This window comes from Chitinophaga alhagiae, from assembly GCF_003568665.1.
Lineage (GTDB): Bacteria > Bacteroidota > Bacteroidia > Chitinophagales > Chitinophagaceae > Chitinophaga > Chitinophaga alhagiae.
The window spans coordinates 2,139,660-2,158,548 of the sequence record NZ_QXMH01000001.1 but is presented as its reverse complement, the minus strand read 5'-3'; the positions used below and the strand labels follow the sequence as shown (position 1 = coordinate 2,158,548).

Genomic DNA, 18,889 nt, shown 5'->3' with positions numbered 1-18,889 from the left:
CCCGGCCGGCTGGTGGCGCAAAAAACCCGGCAGCCGTTCTGGCCGCCGGGTCGGGAATATTTTTCCAGGATCGCTTATTTGATCCCGAACACCGCTCTCACTTCAGCACGCACCTTAATGGTCTTGAAGTCTATGTTGGAATCAGGCGCACCGCCCATAGCGTCTGCGGCGGCAGCCTTGTACATACGCACGTTGGCCACTTCGGGGCGTACGTCACTATACTGGTCTGTGTTAAATTCCTGCACTTCAATAACGCCGGCAATTTTTTCATCAATAGCGCCCAGGAGGTATTCCGCTTTGGTTTTGGCGGCCTTCAGCGCATTCATTTTTACCTGCTTGCGGTACTCGTCCATTTTGCTGTGGGTATAAGAAGCGATGTTCACGCTTTCAATACCTTCATCGTCCACGGCAGACAAAATACCGTTGATCTTGTCAAGCCGGTTCAGCTTCAGGCTGTATTGCTTGCGGGCCATGAAGTCCACATCATTTTTCTTTTTCTTCCACCACTGGTCATAGTTATAACCAAATACATTGGCAATGGTGAAATTCTCTTTCGGAATGCCCGCTTTCTCCACCGCATCCTGCAATTGTTTTTCCAGGGTAGTGATGGCCACCTTGCTGGTTTTGCTCTTCATATACTCGCGCAGGGTGATGTTCAGCGTGATCACGTCAGGGGTGATCTCCATTTCGGCAGAACCGGTCACTTCGATCTTCTTCACCGGGGGTTTGCTGTCTGGTGTTTGTGCAAAGGCTGTTGCTGTCATAAAGAGTCCCATTAATAATACGGTTAATTTTTTCATTGCTTTCAGTTTTAAATTCAAGATCAGGATGCAGGGTTTGTATGCAATTCCATATGCCCGTGCAGGCTTTAACGTTTCTTTGTGTTTTTAGTCAGGTAATGAGGGTTTAACGTACGAAGCAAATATATGTTACAAAAATCAACCGCGCGCCGCCGTCATTTTTTCGAGGAAGGCGTGAATGTGGTTCATATCCTTCATACGGTCTATGATCAGCATGAAGTTTTTGCCCAGCTGTTTCAGCCTTGCATTGTTGGTGCGCGTTTGTATGTAATGGAGAATGTGCTGGAAAGTGGGTGATTCAAAATAAGGGCTGTCTGGGTTATTGATAAAATAACAGCGCAGGGTCTCTTCTTTCAGGATCATTTTTTCGAAGCCCAGCTCAATGGCCATCCAGCGGGTGCGGATGGTGGTGAAGAGGTCTTTCACCGGCTCGGGCACGGGGCCAAAGCGGTCTTCCATAGCCTGCTCGAACTCTGCCAGTTTTGTTTCCTGCGTGATATTGTCCAGCTCCTGGTAAAGGTTCAGGCGTTCCTGAATGCTTTCCACATAAGAATCCGGTATGAGTATTTCCAGGTCTGTATCTATGGTACAATCGCTGATATAATCTTTCTTTTCTTCCAGCTGGTCTTTGAAAAGATCTTTGAAGTCTGTCTGTTTCAGCTCGCGGATGGCTTCGTCCAATATTTTCTGGTACATGTCAAGCCCTATTTCGGCAATAAACCCGCTTTGCTCCCCGCCCAGCAGGTTGCCCGCGCCGCGAATGTCCAGGTCTCTCATGGCTATCTGGAAACCGCTGCCCAGCTCGCTGTGCTGCTCCAGTGTTTGCAGGCGCTTGCGGCTGTCTGCCGGCAGCGTGCTCATGGGGGGCGCCAACAGGTAACAGAAGGCCTTTTTATTGCTGCGCCCTACCCTGCCGCGCAACTGGTGCAGGTCACTCAGGCCAAAGTGGTGGGCGTTGTTGATGATGATGGTATTGGCGTTGGAAATGTCTACCCCGCTTTCCACAATATTGGTACACACCAGCACGTCATACTTGCGGTCTATAAAATCCATGATCACCTCTTCCAGCTTGTGACCTTCCAGCTGGCCGTGAGCGGTGGCAACAGACAGGTCCGGGCACAGCTCCTGGATAAGCGCGGCCATTTCGCGCAGGCCGTTAATACGGTTGTGGATGAAATACACCTGGCCGCCGCGTTCGGCTTCGTAATAAATGGCATCCCGTATCTGGTCTTTGTCAAACACCAGCACCTCCGTTTCAATAGGCTGCCGGTTGGGCGGCGGCGTGTTGATCACAGACAGGTCACGCGCGCCCATGAGGGAAAACTGCAGCGTTCTTGGTATAGGCGTTGCCGTTAGCGTGAGCGTGTCTACGTTCACTTTCATCGTTTTCAGCTTTTCCTTGGCGGTAACGCCAAATTTCTGCTCCTCGTCTATCACCATTACACCCAGGTCTTTGAACTTCACGTCTTTGCCAAGCAGCGCGTGGGTGCCTATAATGATGTCTACCTTTCCTTCTTCCAGCTTTTTCAGCGTTTCCTTTTTCTCTTTGGAAGACTTGAAACGGTTGATGTAGTCTACCGTGCAGGGAAAATCTTTCAACCGCTCCGAGAAGGTTTTGTAATGCTGGAAAGCGAGGATGGTGGTGGGCACCAATACGGCGGCCTGCTTGCCGTCTACCACGGTTTTGAAGGCGGCGCGCACGGCCACTTCCGTTTTGCCGAAGCCTACGTCCCCGCACACCAGGCGGTCCATCGGCGCGGGAGATTCCATGTCCCGCTTCACGTCTGCCGTGGATTTGCTCTGGTCTGGCGTGTCTTCATAAATGAAAGACGCCTCCAGTTCCGTTTGCAGGTATGTATCCGGCGTATGGGCAAAACCCTGCTGCGCTTTACGCGCGGCGTACAGTTTGATGAGGTCTTTGGCAATATCTTTCACCTCCGTTTTCGCCTTCTCCTTCAGTTTTTCCCAGGCATCGCTGCCCAGCTTGTTCACACGGGGCGCTACGCCTTCCTTGCCGGTGTATTTGCTGATCTTGTGCAGTGAGTTGATGTTCACGTACAGCAAGTCGTTGTTCTTGTAAATGATGCGGATGGCCTCCTGCATTTTGCCGGCCACTTCTATTTTCTGCAGGCCGCTGTATACGCCCACGCCATGGTCTATGTGCGTTACATAGTCTCCCGCCTGCAGCTCCCGCAGGGTTTTGAGGGTGATGGCCTTGTTCTTGTTGTAGGCCTGCTTCACCTTGTATTTGTGGTAACGCTGAAAGATCTGGTGGTCCGTATAACACGCCAGTTGCAGGTCTGTATCAATAAAACCCGCGCTGATGGCTACCGGTACAGGGTGAAACACCAGTTCGGCCTTCAGGTCTTCAAAAATGCTGCGGAGGCGTTCCAGCTGCCGCGGGTTTTCGGCAAAAATGAAGATGGATGCCCGGGCGGCGTTATGAGTAGCCAGGTCTTTGATCAAAAGGTCAAACTGGCGGTTGAACACCGGTTGTTCTTTTGTGTTGAAAACGATGGACCGCACGGCGGCCGGTACGTTCTCAAAATTGAAATTGGGCCCGAACACCACGCAGGAGCGCCGCAGCAGCTGCCGCATAAGAACGCTGCCTTTTACAAAATCATCTTCCGTGAGGGTGATTTCCTCTTCCTCCGTTACCCTTACCTGGTGCCCGGTTTGCAGCCAGTCTTCCAGGCGCTGCTCCATCTGGCCAATAACGCCTTCCACATATGCGGGGTCTTTGACCCACACCACGGTATTGGCGGGCAAAAAATCCGGCAGGCTCATTTTGGCGTGGGTGGTGGCCCGCGTGTCCATATTGGCAATGAGGGTTACCTGCATCAGCTTGCGTTCGCTAAGCTGGGTTTCCGGGTCAAACAGGCGGATGGAGTCTACCTCTTCTCCGAACAGCTCCAGGCGGTACGGTTTTTCGTTACCGAAAGAATAAATATCAAGAATGCCCCCGCGCACGGCAAACTGGCCGGGGCCGTATACAAAGTCTGAATGTTCAAAGCCCCAGGCCGTGAGCTTTTCCAGCAGGCCGTCTACCTTCAGTGTTTCGCCCACCTTGATGCTGACCATGTTGGCGTTGTAGGCGGTGTTGCCCGCCACTTTTTCATAAAGCGCTTCGGGGTAGGTCACCAGCACTTTGCGGTGTACCTGCGGGCCGGTGAGCTTCATGAGCGCCTCGGTGCGCAGCAAGCTGTGGCTGCTGTTGAACTCCTGGAACTGGCCCGTTTTCTTGAAGGAATCGGGGAAGTAAAAGATGTCCAGCGCCTGGGTGAGCTGCTCAAGGTCGTTGTGAAAATAGGCGGCTTCTTCCTTGTCGTTCAGGATGAAGAGGTGATTGAGGTCTGTGGCACTCCAGGCCGACGCAGCTACGAAAGAAGCGGCGCTGCCGGCCAGGCCGGTGAGGTGAAAATAGCCGGGAACAGGCAAAGCGATCCCGTCCGCCAGTGATTTCAGGCGGGCATCTCGCTCAAACAACTGTAAAACTCCCTGCAAATTCATGAAGGCTGCAAAGATAAGGCATTTTTGGATGAAGGGCGGCAGTGAAGGAGATTGATAACAAAAGAAGGTTGACGTGGTGGAAATACGGGATAAGCGTAGGCAGAAGGTGATTATACTGAACGATGTCCGGCAGGCAGACCCGGTGGAAATACAGGGGGAAGAACCGGCAGAAGGCGATTATACCGGACGATGTCCGGCAGGCAGACCCGATGGAAATACAGGGGGAAGAACCGGCAGAAGGCGATTATACCGGACGATGTCCGACAGGCAGACCCGGTGGAAATACAGGGGGAAGAACCGGCAGAAGGCGATTATACCGGACGATGTCCGGCAGGCAGACCCGGTGGAAATACGGGAAGAACCGGCAGAAGACGATTAAACCGGACGATGTCCGGCAGGCAGACCCGATGGAAATACGGGAAGAACCAGCAGAAGGCGATACTTCCGCCGGTTGTTTGGGTGATGGTCTTTAATATATTATCCTAGGGTTATCCTAGGGTATTCCTGGGTTTTTCCTGAGTAAATTCATATCAAAAACCCTAAGAATACCTGCTAATAACCTCATTTTAACCTTAAAAAGGTTATTTTTAGATAAAACCATCAAACATGGCTATCAGCGAACATCTCTTATTAAAGAAAATGTCCGGTCATGTAGGCCGGCAGATCGTATTCAAGCAATACGGTAACAAGACCATTGTGGCCAAATATCCTGACATGAGCAACCGCACGCTCAGCCCCCGGCAGCTGCGGGTGAACGAGATCATGGAAGAGGCCAACGCAGAGGCCAAGCGGATCATGGCAGATGAGGAACTAAGCCGCGAAGCACAGGTGAGGCTGAATGTAACCCGCAACAAATTGTATACATCCCTGATAAGGGAGTATTTCAAAGCGGTGCGGGCCGCGGAAGGCGAATGACGGTTGCGGTGCGGCGGGAAAACGGTCTGAAGGCGGGAAGCGTACGCGTTTAGATAGTTGCCGCCCTGCCGCGGAAGGCGAATGACGGTTGCGGTACGGCGGGAAAACGGTCTGAAGGCGGGAAGCGTACGCGTTTAGATAGTTGCCGCCCTGCCGCGGAAGGCGAATGACGGTTGCGGTACGGCAGGAAAGCGGTCTGAAGGCGGGAAGCGTACGCGTTTAGATAGTTGCCGCCCTGCCGCGGAAGGCGAATGACGGTTGCGGTACGGCAGGAAAGCGGTCTCCTGGCGGGGAAACATACGCCTTTAAAATACTTGCCGCCCCCGCGCCTATACGTTTCAGGAATTTTGCTTAATTTGAAAGAAAGGAAGCATCATTTTACATAAAACTTCACAACATGCTCGAGCAATGGTACACCGGCGTGGTAACGAAGATTGTGGATGAGACGTATAATACCAAGCGGTTCTGGATACAGATACCTGAAAAAGCCAGTTTTGACTTCAAACCTGGCCAGTTTGTAACCCTCGACCTTCCCATTCATGAAAAAAAGAATAAACGGTGGCGCAGCTATTCCATTGCCTCGCATCCCAATGGCAGCAATGAGATAGAACTGGTGATCGTGCTGCTGGAAGGCGGCCTGGGCTCCACCTACCTGTTCACCCAGATACAGGAAGGCAGCGAACTGACGCTGCGCGGCCCGCTGGGCGTGTTCACCCTGCCGGAAGTAATGGAGCGGGATATTTTTTTTGTATGCACCGGTACCGGCATAGCCCCTTTCCGCTCCATGACGCACCACCTGCACCTGCACGGTATTGCCCACCCCAACATATATCTCATTTCCGGCTCGCGGTACGAAAAAGACCTGCTGTACAAAGCGGAAATGCAGCAGCTTTCTTCGGAGATGCCCGGCTTCCAGTACATTCCTACCCTTTCACGTGAAGACCATCCTTCCTGGACGGGGCGCAAAGGCTACGTACATGCCGTGTACGAAGAGCTGCTGGCAGACAAAAGGCCCGCTCATTTTTACCTGTGCGGCTGGAAAGCCATGATAGACGAGGCCCGGCAGAAAATTGTGGCCATGGGGTATGACCGGCATGATATTCATTTGGAGTTGTACGGTTGATGAAACCGGCCGGCCACGCATGTCTATAAAGGAAGCGGGTGTATCAAAGTTTGATACACCCGCTTCCTTTCTTATAGTCAACTGCTAACTATTCCATTATCTTCTTCATTACTATTTCCTTCACCTGCGCCATGGGAACACGTTCCTGCGCCATAGAATCCCGGTGGCGGATGGTAACGGTACCGTCTTCTTTCGTCTGGTGGTCTATGGTTACGCAGAAGGGCGTGCCAATAGCGTCCTGGCGGCGGTAGCGTTTGCCGATGCTGTCTTTCTCCTCGTAATAACAATAGAAGTGCTGCTTGCATTCCGCCATCAGCTCGCGGGCTATCTCCGGCAGGCCGTCTTTTTTAGTGAGCGGCAGCACCGCCAGTTTGATGGGCGCCAGCTTGGCCGGGAACTTCAGCACCACGCGGCTGTCTTGTTTCTCCGCCGTGCTCAGGTCCTGCTCTTCGTACGCTTCGCTGAGTATCATCAGGCAGCAGCGGTCAAGACCAATAGAAGTCTCCACTACATAAGGAATGTAATTCTGGTTGATCTCCGGGTCAAAGTACTGCAGCTTTTTACCGGAATATTGCTGGTGCTGGCTTAAGTCGAAATCTGTGCGGGAGTGAATGCCTTCCACCTCCTTGAAACCGATGGGGAAATTGTATTCAATGTCTACCGCCGCATCCGCATAGTGCGCCAGCTTCACGTGGTCGTGATACTGCAGGTTGGCCGGGTTGAGGCCCAGGCTCTTGTGCCATTTCATCCGTTCTTCTTTCCAGTAGGCATACCATTCTTTTTGCGTGCCGGGGCGGATGAAGAACTGCATTTCCATCTGCTCAAACTCCCGCATGCGGAACACGAACTGGCGGGCCACAATTTCGTTACGGAATGCCTTGCCCACCTGCGCAATACCGAACGGTATTTTCATGCGGCCCGTTTTCTGCACGTTAAGGAAATTCACAAAAATGCCCTGCGCGGTTTCCGGGCGCAGGTAAATTTCGCTGGCTTCTTCAGACACGCTGCCCAACTGGGTGGAAAACATCAGGTTGAACTGGCGCACGTCCGTCCAGTTAACGGTACCGCTCACGGCGCATTTTATTTTATTGTCTTCGATCAGCTTTTTCAGACCGGCAAAATCATTCTCTTTCAGCAGTTCTTCCATTTGCGCAATGAGCGCGGCGGCGGCGTCTGCCTCCAGTGTTTCGGCAAAACCTTCAATGAGGTGGTCTACCCGGTAACGTTTGTTGCTGTCTTTATTGTCGATCATCGGGTCACTGAAATTGTCCACGTGCCCTGACGCTTTCCAGGTGGTAGGATGCATAAAAATGGCAGCGTCTATGCCCACAATGTTTTCATGCATTTGCGTCATGCTCTTCCACCAATAGTCGCGGATATTTTTTTTCAGCTGGGCGCCATACTGGCCATAGTCGTACACCGCGCTCAGCCCGTCGTATATTTCGCTGGACTGGAAAATAAAACCGTATTCCTTACAATGCGAAATGATCGCCTGGAACTTGTTCTGATCTGTTGCCATAGGGCGCAAAGATAAATTTGAATTTTGAAACAACGTATTACATTAATAACATATTCATCTTAGTTTCTCATTATCGCGGTGGCGGTTCCCGTCCCGCAGCGTTTTCTTTTCGAAGTTCTTCTCCAGGGCCGCCGTCAGGTCTATGCCCGTCTGGTTGGCCAGGCAGAGCAGTACCCAGAGCACGTCTGCCAGTTCATCCGCCAGCTCCTTCTTTTTATCGGATTCCTTGAAAGACTGGTCGCCGTACTGGCGGGCCATGATACGCGCCACTTCTCCCACTTCTTCTGTGAGAATGGCCATGTTGGTCAGCTCGGAGAAATAGCGCACGCCGGTGGTCTGTATCCATTGGTCTACTTTTTCCTGGGCTTCCTGGATGGTGATGCTCATTATTCGCGGTTTTTTGTATCAATGATAATAGTGACCGGCCCGTTGTTGAGCAGGCTTACCTGCATATCCGCCCCAAACTCGCCGGTGCCGATGCTTTTCCCGAGGTCCAGCTCCAGTTGGGCCTTCATTTTTTCGTACAGGGGAATGGCAACCGGGGGTTTGCTGGCTTTTAAATAGGAGGGGCGGTTGCCTTTCCTGGTAGAGGCATGCAGGGTGAACTGGCTGACCAGCAGCAGGCCGCCGCCCGTTTCCAGCAGGCTGCGGTTCATAACGCCCGCCTCATCGTTAAAGATGCGCAGGTTCACGATCTTGTTGCTGAGCCAGGCAATATCCTCATCGCCATCTGCGTCCTCAATGCCCAGCAATACCAGCAAACCTTCTTCTATGGCTGATCTTACCGTGCCGTTAATGGCCACGGCAGCACTGCTCACCCGCTGTATAACTGCTTTCATCTGTTGTTATTCCTTTGGCGGGGAAGTGCATATCCCCCGAAATCCCTTTACTTTTGCGTTTAAAGATAAGAAATGCTTTATGCCCGACGTATCACCGGAAATAAAATTTAAAACAGCGCGCAGCGGCGGTAAAGGCGGCCAAAACGTGAACAAGGTGGAAACCATGGTGGAGGGTTATTTTGACATTGCCGCCTCGGCCATGCTCACGGAAGCGCAAAAGGCGCTGCTGCTGCAGAAGCTGGGCGGCAGGCTCAATGCGGACGGGCTGCTGCAGGTAAAGTCGCAAACGGAGCGCAGCCAGTTGGGCAACAAGGCGGAGGTGATCAAAAAGATGAACCGCCTCATTGCACAATCTCTCGTAGTGCCCAAAAAACGCATCAAGGTAAAACCCACACGGGCCATGATAGAAAAACGCATCCAGTTCAAAAAGCGGCTGAGCGAGAAAAAGGGCAACCGCCGCAATAACTTTGGATACGAATAAGCCAACGCCTATTTTTGAAGCAAATTCAGCGCATTGGGAAATATTAAAAAACTGGCGGGGCAAACCATCTGGTACGGCGTGCCCACCATTGTACACAGGTTCCTCGGGTTTGTACTGCAGTTATTCCTGACCGGTCTTATGCCGGCAGACGAGTATGGGGTGGTTACCCAGATCTATGCCGTTATTCCCTTTCTGAACATCGTTTTCACCTACGGGCTGGAAACCAGTTTTTTCCGCTTTGTGCAGCATACGGACAAGTCCAGGCTGTACAATACCCTTTGCGTGTCTATGCTGGTGAGCACCACCGTTTTTACCGCCCTGCTGCTGGCCGGCACCGGGCAGGTGGCAGACCTGCTGCGCATCAGGGGGCACGAGACCCTGATCACGCTCACGGCCGGCATTGTTTTTTTTGATACCCTGGCCACCCTGCCTTTTGCCATGCTGCGGCAGGAAGGCAGGCCCCGGAAATATGCGCTGGTAAAAGTACTGACCATTGTTACGCAGATAGGGCTGAGCATTTTTTTCCTGATAGTATGCCCCTGGCTGGCCCAAAAAGGGATGGTCAGCTGGTACAACCCTGCTTTCAACGTAGGGTATTTTGTACTGTCTAACCTGCTGGCCAGCGCCATGGCGCTGCTGTTCCTGTACAAGGAACTGACCGTTTTCCGCTGGGTGTTTGACAAAGTGCTGTGGAAGGAAGTGATGCGCTACAGCCTCCCGCTGCTGATCGTAGGCTTTGGCGGCATGATCAACGAGATGCTGAGCCGGCTGGTATTTGCCCAGGTATACCCCTACCCCAAGGAAGAGACAGACACGCAGCTGGGGATTTTCGGCGCGGTGTACAAACTGACCGCGCTGGTCACTATTTTCATCAACGTTTTCCGCATGGGGGCGGAACCGTTCTTTTTCAACCAGAGCCGCAACGAAGACGCCCAGCTCACTTACGCCCGCGTGCTTAAATTCTTTGCCATGGCGCTGGGAGCGGTTTTTCTGGTGGTATCCCTGTTCCTGGACCTGTGGGGGCTGTTCATTACGCTGGGAAAAGACAAACGGTACGCGGAAGGCCTGCATATAGTGCCCATACTGACAATGGGGACCGTTTTTGTAGGTATCTATTATAACCTCACGGTATGGTACAAGCTCACCAACCGGAACATGACAGGAGCGTACATTACCCTGGCCGGCGCCCTGATCACCATTGTGCTGAACATCCTGTGGATACCTGAATACGGGTACACCGGCTCCGCATGGGCCACCTTTATCTGTTATGCGTTCATGATGGTATCTTCTTACCTGCTGGGACAAAAATATTACCCGGTACCGTATGACGTGGGGCGCATACTCTTCTACCTGGGGCTGGCAGGGCTTATTTACATAGCCCACGCCTGGGTCCGCTCCCTGCACCCCGGCATGATCACCGTGCATGCCTGCGGGGTGGCCGGACTGGCTATATACATGGCAGTTATATTGCTGGTGGAGCGGCGCGAAGTGGCCGCCCTGCTTTCACGCAAACCGCGTTGACGGGTCTTCCGGCACAAAAGGGTTGTGTACCTTCTCAAACCCGATGGTGGTGGAAGGGCCATGGCCGGGGTATACCACCGTATTGTCCGGCAGGGTGTACAGCTGCTCCCGGATGCTGCGGGCCAGTGTGTCAAAATTACCTCCGGGAAAGTCTGACCGGCCCACGCTTTGTTTAAATAACACATCCCCCGCTATTACAAATTGCTGTTGGGCGCAATACAGGGAAATGCTGCCCGGGGAGTGGCCCGGGGTAAAGCGGATCTCCAGCTCGTCTTCCCCAAAAATCACTTTTTCCCCTTCCCTGAGGTAACTTTCCGGCATGGGAGACGGCTCAAAAGGCAGGTTGTACATCAGGCCAGACTGGGGGGAACGGTCCAGCACCACCTGGTCTTTTTCATGAATTTCCAGCCCCACGCCAAACGTTCTGGTCACCAGCGCATTACCGAATATATGGTCAAGGTGGCAGTGGGTGTTGAGGAGCCGGACAACCTCCAGCCCGTTTTCCCGTATAAACCGAAGGAACTCCTCCCGTTCATTTTCATAATAAAAGCCCGGGTCTATAATGATACACTGCTTTTTTTCGTTTATAAGGACATAAGTGTTTTCCTGGAAAGGATTCACCGTGAAATATTTGATTTCAAGCATTGTTGAACGATTTTTGCTAATTTTAATTTACAACACAATATTATCAATACTTTCCGTATGAACCGATTTATTACCAGGTCATTCATTCTTTCCTTTATCCTATTGATTGGCACGTTTCACGTTCAGGCACAGACGAATACGGTTGAATTTGGCCAAAACCGGGTTCAGTACAAAAACTTCAAATGGCGTTTTTACACCACCCGTCACTTCAATACCTATTTTGCCCAAAACGGTCTGGAACTCGGAAAGTATGTTGCACAAACGGCCGAAAGGGAGCTGCCCTCCATGGAAGAATTTATGGAGTACACCTTCCGGCAGAAGGTAAATATTGTGGTGTATAACAACTTCGGAGAGTTCAAACAATCCAACATAGGCATGGGTATTGACTGGCAGAATACCGGCGGTGTCACCAAACTGGTGGGCAACAAGCTGCTGGTGTATTTTGACGGGGACCATGCCAACCTGCGCCGGCAGATCCGCCAGGGCATAGCCCGGGTGATGCTGGAAACCCTGCTGTTCGGGGAAGACATCGGGGAATTTGCCGGCAACGCCGTGCTGATAGATTTCCCCAACTGGTTTACAGACGGTTTCATAGCCTATGCCGCTGAAAACTGGAACGCCAAACTGGATGACGAACTGAAAGCCACCATGCTGTCCGGCAAATACGCCACTTTTAACCAGCTGGCCTTTGACAAGCCGCTGCTGGCAGGGCAGGCTTTCTGGTATTACGTGGAAAGCAAATTCGGGAAAGACGCGGTGCCTTACCTGATGTACATCACCCGCATTAACCGGGGCCTCAAGAAAGGTTTTGAGCAGGTGCTGCACATGAAGCCCAAAGACGCCCAGAAAGACTTCATGCTCTACACCCTGCGGCGTTACCAGGAAGACAACCGCCGCCGCCGGCAGGTAACACGCGGCACCGGCGTTGTTTCTCACGAAATCGGGAAAAAGGACTATTTCCGCTACCAGGCCAATCCCCAAAACCGGAGCTACGCCGTGGTAGAATACACCAAAGGCCTGTATAAAGTGAAGATCAACCTTGGCTGGAGCACTTCCAAAGTACTGCTGAGAAGCGGCGTGCGGCAGCTCACGTCCAAGCTGGACCCCAACTACCCGCTGCTGGCCTGGAACCAGAAAGGCAACCGCCTGGCCATTGTTTACGAGCACGAGGGCAAAACCAAACTGATGGTGTACGACCTGATCAGTAAAACCACCATCCGGCAAGACCTCCCGCAGTTTGACCGGGTAATAGATATGAAGTATTTCTTTGAGTTCGATAATTCCCTGCTGCTGTCTGCCGTGAAGAACGGGCATACAGACATTTTCACCTACAGCATCAGCAACGGCAAAACGGAACAGATCACCAACGATGTGTATGATGACCTGGACCCGTCTTTTGTGGCCTTCCCCGGCAAAAGCGGCATTATCTACTCCTCCAACCGGCCCTCTACCAAGGCGCGCAGCGCAGATACGGTGCTGCCCCATAACCGGTACAATATTTTCCTGATAGATAACTGGAACAAGTCTTCCGAAAAACAGATTTCCCAGCTGACGGACCTGCCCTATGGCAACGCCCGCCTGCCGGTGCAGTACAATACCACCCACTTCACCTTTGTAAGCGATGCCAATGGCATCAACAACCGCTACGCCGGTTTCTTCAAGGCGGAAAGAGCGGGCGTAGACTCCCTGTTCTTTGTAGGCGCGGAAATACTGCATAACCCCGACAAGGAAGAGCTTGACTCCGCCCTGGCGGATTACGGCTCTACAGCACCAGACTCTGTGCAGGTAGTGACCATCACCAATGACTCTACCTACGTGTTCCCGGTTACTAACTACCAGTACGGCATCAAGGAATCCCGCATTGCCGGGGACCAGGGCATGGTGTCTGAAGTAGTGCAGATAGGCGACTATAAAAGGCTGTATAAACTGAAAGTGGATACCAACACCCTCCGCCGCAGGAATGTAACGGCCAGGCCCACACGCTTCATGGCGCAGAAAATACATGAAGACAGCCTCAAGCTGGGGCTGCCCAGCTACTACCAGAAAGATACGGCCACCAAACAAAATGATTTCTTCCTGAACGAGTTCGGCAACGAGCCCGCAGATACCACCAGCGCCGCCACCATACTGGCCCGCGAAACCCGCGAAGAGCCGCCGGTGCTGAAGCTGGCGCGGTTGAGCAACTACAAGCTCAAGTTCTCTTCAGACTACCTGGTAGCGCAGATAGACAACTCGGTGCTCATGAACAAGTACCAGCCCTACTTTGGGCCGCCCAGTTCCCCCATCCGGCTAACAGACCCGGTGAACGGCCTGGTGCGCATAGGTGTGAGCGACCTGATGGAAGATTTCAAGTTCAACGGGGCCTTCCGTATTCCGCTGGCGCTTGACGGTACAGAGTACATGTTCTCTTTTTCTTACCTGAAGAGACGGTTCGACTACAAGTTCACCTACTACCGCAAGGTAGACAAGGCGGCGCTGGGCGTGTATACAGACACCACCGCGGGCACCTACCCCATCAAGAATAAAACCAATATCTACCAGCTGGAAGTGAGATATCCGTTTGACGTAGTGCGCAGCATCCGCCTGATGGGCGGCATCCGTACAGACGAGCTGGTAGTGCTGGCCAATGACGTACCCTCCCTGAAAGAGCAGAACTTCAAGGAAACCAACGTACTGGCACGGCTCGAGTATGTGCATGACAACACGCTCAACCCCGCCATCAATATTTACAAAGGCACCCGTTACAAGGTGTATGGCGACCTGATGGCGCAGATCAAGAGCAACCGCAATACCCTGTTCAACGAAGTAACGCCCAAAGGCAAACTTACTTACAACATGGGCGGTGAAATACGCCACTACGTTGAAATTCACCGCAACTTCATCTGGGCTACCCGTTTTGCGGTAGATATGTCCTGGGGCAGCCGTAAACTGATCTACTTCCTGGGCGGGGTAGACAACTGGCTCATTAAACCAGACATTTACCGGAACACGCCGATATCACAGGACAATTACGCCTACCAGACGCTGGCGGTGAACATGCGCGGTTACAAACAGAACATCAAGAACGGCAACAACGTAATGCTGATGAATACAGAGCTGCGCTTGCCGGTGTTCTCCACCTTCCTTGACAAACCCATCAATTCAGCATTTCTCCGGAACCTGCAACTGATGAGCTTCATAGACATCGGTACCGCCTGGAACCAGAAGCTGAGCTTCAAGGACGCCAACTACACCACGTATTCCAGCCCTGACGGTATTACCGTACGCATCAAGGAAGGTTTCCTGGGGCCGTTTGTTGGCGGTTATGGCTTTGGCGCCAGAACCACGCTGCTGGGCTATTTCATGCGGGTAGATGCCGGCTGGCCCATGACCGGCTTCTTCCGCGGCAAACCGCTGTTTACCTTTGCCATGGGAGTTGACTTTTAAGACCAAATTATTTTATATAAACGAAAGAGGGCGCACCTGCAATGGTGCGCCCTCTTTCGTTTTATAGTTGTACGGATTCAGATAAATTTCGGGATAAAGATCAGCAGCCCTGTTACCACCGCGGCAATAGCCGCCACCAGCACCGCGCCGGCCGCCACATCCTTGATCCATTTAACAGCGGGGTGACGTTCGGGGCTGAGGTGGTCCATCACCTTTTCAATGGCGGTGTTCAGCATTTCAGTGATCCAGACGAGGGCCATTACCAGTGTTAGCAGCACCCATTCCGTTAGCGTACACCGCAACCAGCAGGCCAGCGCTATCACTGCCGCGGTAGCCGCCAGGTGAATGCGGCCATTGGGCTCGCTGCGCAGAAAAGCCAGTATGCCGTTGAAAGCAAAGCGGAAACTGCGCAGCCTGTTGCGAACTGTTTGCATGCGGGAAATTTACTGGCTGAATTTGATCATCGCCTCCAGGGCCGCCAGGTGACCCTTGAAAGCCTTTTCGCCGGTTTTGGTAATAGAGTAGGTAGTATTTGTTTTACGGCCAATAAACCCTTTATGCACCTTGATGTATGCATTTTCTTCCAGCGTGCCCAGGTGCGAAGCAAGGTTGCCGTCCGTTACCTCCAGCATTTCCTTCAGGTCATTAAAGCTCACTTCCTCGTTCACCATCAATACGCTCATAACACCCAGGCGGATGCGGCTTTCAAATACTTTATTCAGGTTGCCAATCGGGTTCATAGCCATGCTGATTTATTCCGCGGGTATACGTTCATACTTCCACCACATAATGGCGCCGTACAGGATATGCAGCACGCCAAACCCCAACGCCCAGAAAAAGAGGCCATGGTAAAGATTAAAAAGGGCAATAATGCCCAGGGCTATCTCCGCATACCCGAGGTAACGTATATCCGTTACCGTGTATTTGCCGGCGTTTACCAGTGCCAGGCCGTAAAACACCAGGCAGGAAGGCGCTACCAGCGCCAGGTACCCATGCTTCAGCAGCCCCAGGATGAACAGGCCGCCCGTAACCAGCGGAATGGCCAGGTTGATGAAAACCTTCCGCGCGGCCGCATCCCAAACCGGCAGGCCTTGCCGCCGCGCCTTGCGCCAGGTAAAATAGAACCCGGCGCCCAATGCCGCCAGCAGCACGGCGCCCGCTATCAGTAACAAACGGCTTACCAGCGCCGTTTCACTGACGGGCTGATACCCTTCTCCGGCAGCAGAAAGCAAGTCCCAGGCAAAATACGCGCCTACCAGCGCGCTAACGCCGGCGCCTATGCCGCCCAGGCCGCTGAGAGACATGAAACGGGTGCTCCGCTCCATAATACGCTTGATGTCTGTCAGCGTGTCAAGATGTTGTTGCTCATTCATAGAAAAGCACTTTGTGTGTCAAAGCTATGAAATATTTGGCACGTTATTCACAGTGTAAGCAGGGAGGGTTTCCGGGAGGGGCAAAAGATGCAGCATTTTTTGTGGCTGGCCCGCCCATCAAACAAACTATAAATATTTGTTATAAATATGTCGTTTTATGCCCGCTTGAACGTTGTATCTGTGAAAATATCTAATTTGCTTCGAGTATGACCGGCTGGAAACGAACCATAGCTTTAATTATTTGTACCATCAGCTTCTTTCCCCTTAGCGCTCAATATAAGATCAGTGGAATTGTAAAGGACGCGCATACCCAGGAACTGATCCCGTTTGCCACTTTACAATTTGTTGGCACAAATACCGCCATGGTTACGGACGCAGAAGGCGCTTTTCTCTTTGAGCTGCCTGCCATACCTTCTGACTCCCTGCTGGTGCGGGTAATGGGGTATAACCGGCTGGTGCTGTTCGTTGACAAACAATTGAAGGAGCAAACCCTTACTTTCGAGATCTCCCGGGGAGATGTATCCCTTAAACAGTACGAGGTAAAGGCCAACGTCAACTTTGCCCTCATCCTGCTCCGCCAGATCATCCGCCGCAAGCCGTACAACAATTATGACCGCCTGGAGAGTTATACTTACGAAGTGTATAACAAGCTGGAGCTGGACATCAAGAACCTCAATACCAGCAAGCTGTCTAAAAACCGCCTCACCAGGCCGTTTTCGTTCATCCTGAAAAACATAGACAGTACTACGGAAAATCAGCCCTTTCTGCCGGTGTTCCTCACGGAAAGCATTTCCGACTATTATTTCCAGAAAGACCCAAAAAAAACCAAGGAAGTGATCAAGGCCAGCCGCACGTCGGGACTGGATAACGAGAGCGTGACCAAGTTCCTGGGCGGCATGTACCAGAACATCAATGTGTACGACAACTTCATCCCTGTTTTTGACAAGAGTTTTGTAAGCCCCGTCAACAACAGCGGCGCCATGTATTATCACTACCGCATTACGGACACGCAATATGTCAACAACCACCGTTTCATCAAACTCAACTTTGAACCGCGCCGCAAAGGGGAGAACGTGTTTGTAGGCGAAGTATGGGTGCAGGATTCCACCTACGCCATCCAGAAAATGAGCCTCTCCGTGCCCGGGGACGCCAATATCAACTTTGTCCGCAAAATAAGCCTGGTGCAGGAATTTAAGCCCATGGAGGACAGCAGCGGGTGGTTCCTGGCCAAAGACAAATTTATTGTAGACTTCTGGACGCCCAGTCCCAAGCCCACCAAAACCATTGAGTTCATTGGCCGTAAAACCACCTCTTACAATAACATTGTTGTAAACGATACCGCGGCCACCAACATTTTTACGGAGCGGCGCTACCCGCAAAATATTGTGGTGGCAGACAGCGCACGCATGCGGTCTGATTCTTTCTGGCTAGGCCACCGCCACGAAGGCCTCAGCAAAAACGAAATGGCCATTTACAGAATGGTAGACACCCTGCAGCAAATGCCTCTCTTCCAGAAATATTCCAATACCATCCGCTTCCTGGCCACGGGCTATAAGCCTTTTGGCCCGCTGGAATGGGGCCCGTACTGGTATCTGTTCTCACAGAACCGGCTGGAAGGCTTCCGCATGCGGCTTGACCTGGGCACTACCCCGCAGTTCCACAAAGACCTTTACCTCAACGGCTACCTGGCCTACGGGTTCGGAGATGACCGCTTCAAGGGCAAAATATCCGCCCTCTGGCTGCTCAAACGCCACCCGCGCATGTATGTGTACGGCTCCTTTGTGCGTGACCTTGATAACGGCGCCAGCTATTACGATGAAGTGGGCACAGACAACATCTTTTCACTCGCCATCCGCAAACCCAACGTGCCGCAAAAGTTCATGTTGATAGACGAAAAACGGGGCGAGTTCTACAAAGAATATTTCAGCGGGTTTTCCCATCATTTTTCCGTAGCGCATAAGCAGTTCCTGCCTTTTGCCCCGCTTCCCAGCGGCAATTTCTTCCCGCACAACGGCGCCGGCCTTGACCCGCTCACCAATATGGAGGTAGCACTGAAGCTGCGTTACGCTTTCCGAGAAGAATTTCTGGAAGGCAACTACTACCGCTTCAGCCTCGGCAGCAAATACCCTATTGTAGAACTGAAATACGCCCTTGGCATGAAAGGCATCATGAAAAGCAACTACAATTATCAAAAAGCCGCCTTTACCGTATCTGACTATGTTAAGCTGCCGCCTTTCGGGCAGCTGTATTACAATTTCTTCGGCGGCAAAATTTTCGGATCGCCCCTGCCCTACCCGCTGCTGGAGATCCACCCCGGCAACGAGATCTTTTACTACAACAAATACGCCTTTAACATGATGAACCGCTTTGAGTTCATCAGTGATGAATATGCCGGCTTCAACCTGGAACATACCATTGGCAATGGCGTGTTCAACTATATCCCCCTGATACGCAAACTAAAGCTGCGCCAGTTCTGGACGGCCAAAGGCATCATCGGCAAACTGTCCGAGCCCAACAAGGCCATGAACCTTAACGCCGGCTATCCCTTCAAAACCCTCCAGGGCAACCCCTACATTGAGGTGGGCACCGGGGTGGAAAACATCCTGAAATTCCTGCGGGTGGACTTTGTGTGGCGCCTGGCTCCCAAACCGCTGCCCAACGAGGCGGATGAAAAACGTTTCGGTATCTTCGGGAGTTTCCGCCTCCAGTTTTAGGGAGTGTAACAAACAATGAATGT

General features: G+C 52.3%; 15 protein-coding genes and 1 pseudogene. 7 read left to right on the top strand and 9 right to left on the bottom strand.

Annotated features, from left to right (window positions below):
- Nucleotides 1-74: 74 nt before the first annotated feature.
- Both D3A97_RS08770 and mfd read right to left on the bottom strand, forming a co-directional pair.
- Nucleotides 75-764, bottom strand: coding sequence for an SIMPL domain-containing protein (locus D3A97_RS08770; protein ID WP_198673899.1), 690 nt, complete (start codon nt 762-764; stop codon nt 75-77).
- A gap of 174 nt (nt 765-938) precedes the next feature.
- The gene (gene mfd, locus D3A97_RS08765) at nt 939-4,310 is read right to left on the bottom strand and encodes a transcription-repair coupling factor (protein ID WP_119077986.1); all 3,372 of its coding nucleotides are present in this window, start codon (nt 4,308-4,310) and stop codon (nt 939-941) included.
- A gap of 256 nt (nt 4,311-4,566) precedes the next feature.
- Here mfd and D3A97_RS25235 point away from each other — a divergent pair, with 256 nt between their 5' ends.
- The 3 genes from D3A97_RS25235 (at nt 4,567) to D3A97_RS08750 (ending at nt 6,348) form a co-directional block, all read left to right on the top strand.
- Nucleotides 4,567-4,689 carry a hypothetical protein gene (locus D3A97_RS25235; protein WP_262697037.1) on the top strand — a complete coding sequence of 41 codons (123 nt, stop codon included), beginning with the start codon at nt 4,567-4,569 and terminating at the stop codon, nt 4,687-4,689.
- 227 nt (nt 4,690-4,916) lie between these two features.
- The gene (locus tag D3A97_RS08755) at nt 4,917-5,225 is read left to right on the top strand and encodes a hypothetical protein (protein ID WP_157986434.1); all 309 of its coding nucleotides are present in this window, start codon (nt 4,917-4,919) and stop codon (nt 5,223-5,225) included.
- Nucleotides 5,226-5,622: 397 nt separating this feature from the next.
- Complete coding sequence (locus D3A97_RS08750) at nt 5,623-6,348, top strand: ferredoxin--NADP reductase (protein ID WP_119077983.1); 726 nt, start codon at nt 5,623-5,625, stop codon at nt 6,346-6,348.
- 88 nt (nt 6,349-6,436) lie between these two features.
- On the opposite strand, the gene D3A97_RS08745 is transcribed toward D3A97_RS08750, so the two are convergent.
- The 3 genes from D3A97_RS08745 to dtd are packed head-to-tail and all read right to left on the bottom strand — an operon-like array spanning nt 6,437 to nt 8,706.
- Complete coding sequence (locus D3A97_RS08745) at nt 6,437-7,867, bottom strand: glycine--tRNA ligase (RefSeq protein ID WP_119077982.1); 1,431 nt, start codon at nt 7,865-7,867, stop codon at nt 6,437-6,439.
- A 54-nt stretch (nt 7,868-7,921) separates the two neighbouring features.
- Nucleotides 7,922-8,254 carry a nucleotide pyrophosphohydrolase gene (locus tag D3A97_RS08740; RefSeq protein ID WP_198673898.1) on the bottom strand — a complete coding sequence of 111 codons (333 nt, stop codon included), beginning with the start codon at nt 8,252-8,254 and terminating at the stop codon, nt 7,922-7,924.
- Complete coding sequence (dtd, locus tag D3A97_RS08735) at nt 8,254-8,706, bottom strand: D-aminoacyl-tRNA deacylase (protein ID WP_119077981.1); 453 nt, start codon at nt 8,704-8,706, stop codon at nt 8,254-8,256. Before dtd ends, D3A97_RS08740 begins: the two co-directional genes overlap by 1 nt.
- An 85-nt stretch (nt 8,707-8,791) precedes the next feature.
- On the opposite strand from dtd, the pseudogene arfB reads away from it, so the two are divergent.
- Both arfB and D3A97_RS08725 read left to right on the top strand, forming a co-directional pair.
- Nucleotides 8,792-9,187: pseudogene (gene arfB / locus D3A97_RS08730) on the top strand (alternative ribosome rescue aminoacyl-tRNA hydrolase ArfB); the annotation flags it as partial.
- A 33-nt stretch (nt 9,188-9,220) separates the two neighbouring features.
- Nucleotides 9,221-10,708 carry a lipopolysaccharide biosynthesis protein gene (locus tag D3A97_RS08725; protein WP_119077979.1) on the top strand — a complete coding sequence of 496 codons (1,488 nt, stop codon included), beginning with the start codon at nt 9,221-9,223 and terminating at the stop codon, nt 10,706-10,708.
- On the opposite strand, the gene D3A97_RS08720 is transcribed toward D3A97_RS08725, so the two are convergent.
- Nucleotides 10,691-11,353: an MBL fold metallo-hydrolase gene (locus D3A97_RS08720; RefSeq protein ID WP_119077978.1), complete on the bottom strand. Its 663-nt coding sequence runs from the start codon at nt 11,351-11,353 to the stop codon at nt 10,691-10,693. The two genes, D3A97_RS08725 and D3A97_RS08720, sit on opposite strands and share 18 nt — an antisense overlap.
- 57 nt (nt 11,354-11,410) lie before the next feature.
- On the opposite strand from D3A97_RS08720, the gene D3A97_RS08715 reads away from it, so the two are divergent.
- On the top strand, nt 11,411-14,779 hold the full coding sequence (locus D3A97_RS08715) for a BamA/TamA family outer membrane protein (RefSeq protein WP_232825894.1): 3,369 nt from the start codon (nt 11,411-11,413) through the stop codon (nt 14,777-14,779).
- Nucleotides 14,780-14,856: 77 nt separating this feature from the next.
- Here the strand turns inward: D3A97_RS08715 and D3A97_RS08710 are convergent, their stop codons facing one another.
- Genes D3A97_RS08710 through D3A97_RS08700 form a run of 3 tightly spaced genes read right to left on the bottom strand, consistent with a single transcriptional unit; the run spans nt 14,857 to nt 16,152 of the window.
- Nucleotides 14,857-15,213, bottom strand: a complete 357-nt coding sequence (locus D3A97_RS08710; RefSeq protein WP_119077977.1) for a diacylglycerol kinase — start codon at nt 15,211-15,213, stop codon at nt 14,857-14,859.
- 9 nt (nt 15,214-15,222) lie between these two features.
- Complete coding sequence (locus D3A97_RS08705) at nt 15,223-15,519, bottom strand: winged helix-turn-helix domain-containing protein (RefSeq protein WP_119077976.1); 297 nt, start codon at nt 15,517-15,519, stop codon at nt 15,223-15,225.
- Between the two features lie 12 nt (nt 15,520-15,531).
- Complete coding sequence (locus D3A97_RS08700) at nt 15,532-16,152, bottom strand: hypothetical protein (protein ID WP_119077975.1); 621 nt, start codon at nt 16,150-16,152, stop codon at nt 15,532-15,534.
- 206 nt (nt 16,153-16,358) lie between these two features.
- Here D3A97_RS08700 and D3A97_RS08695 point away from each other — a divergent pair, with 206 nt between their 5' ends.
- Nucleotides 16,359-18,866 (top strand): DUF5686 family protein, encoded by a 2,508-nt coding sequence (locus tag D3A97_RS08695; protein WP_119077974.1) that lies wholly within the window; start codon nt 16,359-16,361, stop codon nt 18,864-18,866.
- Nucleotides 18,867-18,889 lie beyond the last annotated feature (23 nt).

Coding starts and splice junctions, on each gene's coding strand:
- D3A97_RS08770 (WP_198673899.1), bottom strand. CDS start 764: ATGACAGCAACAGCCTTTGCACAAACACCAGACAGCAAACCCCCGGTG.
- mfd (WP_119077986.1), bottom strand. CDS start 4,310: ATGAATTTGCAGGGAGTTTTACAGTTGTTTGAGCGAGATGCCCGCCTG.
- D3A97_RS25235 (WP_262697037.1), top strand. CDS start 4,567: ATGTCCGACAGGCAGACCCGGTGGAAATACAGGGGGAAGAACCGGCAG.
- D3A97_RS08755 (WP_157986434.1), top strand. CDS start 4,917: ATGGCTATCAGCGAACATCTCTTATTAAAGAAAATGTCCGGTCATGTA.
- D3A97_RS08750 (WP_119077983.1), top strand. CDS start 5,623: ATGCTCGAGCAATGGTACACCGGCGTGGTAACGAAGATTGTGGATGAG.
- D3A97_RS08745 (WP_119077982.1), bottom strand. CDS start 7,867: ATGGCAACAGATCAGAACAAGTTCCAGGCGATCATTTCGCATTGTAAG.
- D3A97_RS08740 (WP_198673898.1), bottom strand. CDS start 8,254: ATGAGCATCACCATCCAGGAAGCCCAGGAAAAAGTAGACCAATGGATA.
- dtd (WP_119077981.1), bottom strand. CDS start 8,706: ATGAAAGCAGTTATACAGCGGGTGAGCAGTGCTGCCGTGGCCATTAAC.
- D3A97_RS08720 (WP_119077978.1), bottom strand. CDS start 11,353: ATGCTTGAAATCAAATATTTCACGGTGAATCCTTTCCAGGAAAACACT.
- D3A97_RS08715 (WP_232825894.1), top strand. CDS start 11,411: ATGAACCGATTTATTACCAGGTCATTCATTCTTTCCTTTATCCTATTG.
- D3A97_RS08710 (WP_119077977.1), bottom strand. CDS start 15,213: ATGCAAACAGTTCGCAACAGGCTGCGCAGTTTCCGCTTTGCTTTCAAC.
- D3A97_RS08705 (WP_119077976.1), bottom strand. CDS start 15,519: ATGAACCCGATTGGCAACCTGAATAAAGTATTTGAAAGCCGCATCCGC.
- D3A97_RS08700 (WP_119077975.1), bottom strand. CDS start 16,152: ATGAATGAGCAACAACATCTTGACACGCTGACAGACATCAAGCGTATT.
- D3A97_RS08695 (WP_119077974.1), top strand. CDS start 16,359: ATGACCGGCTGGAAACGAACCATAGCTTTAATTATTTGTACCATCAGC.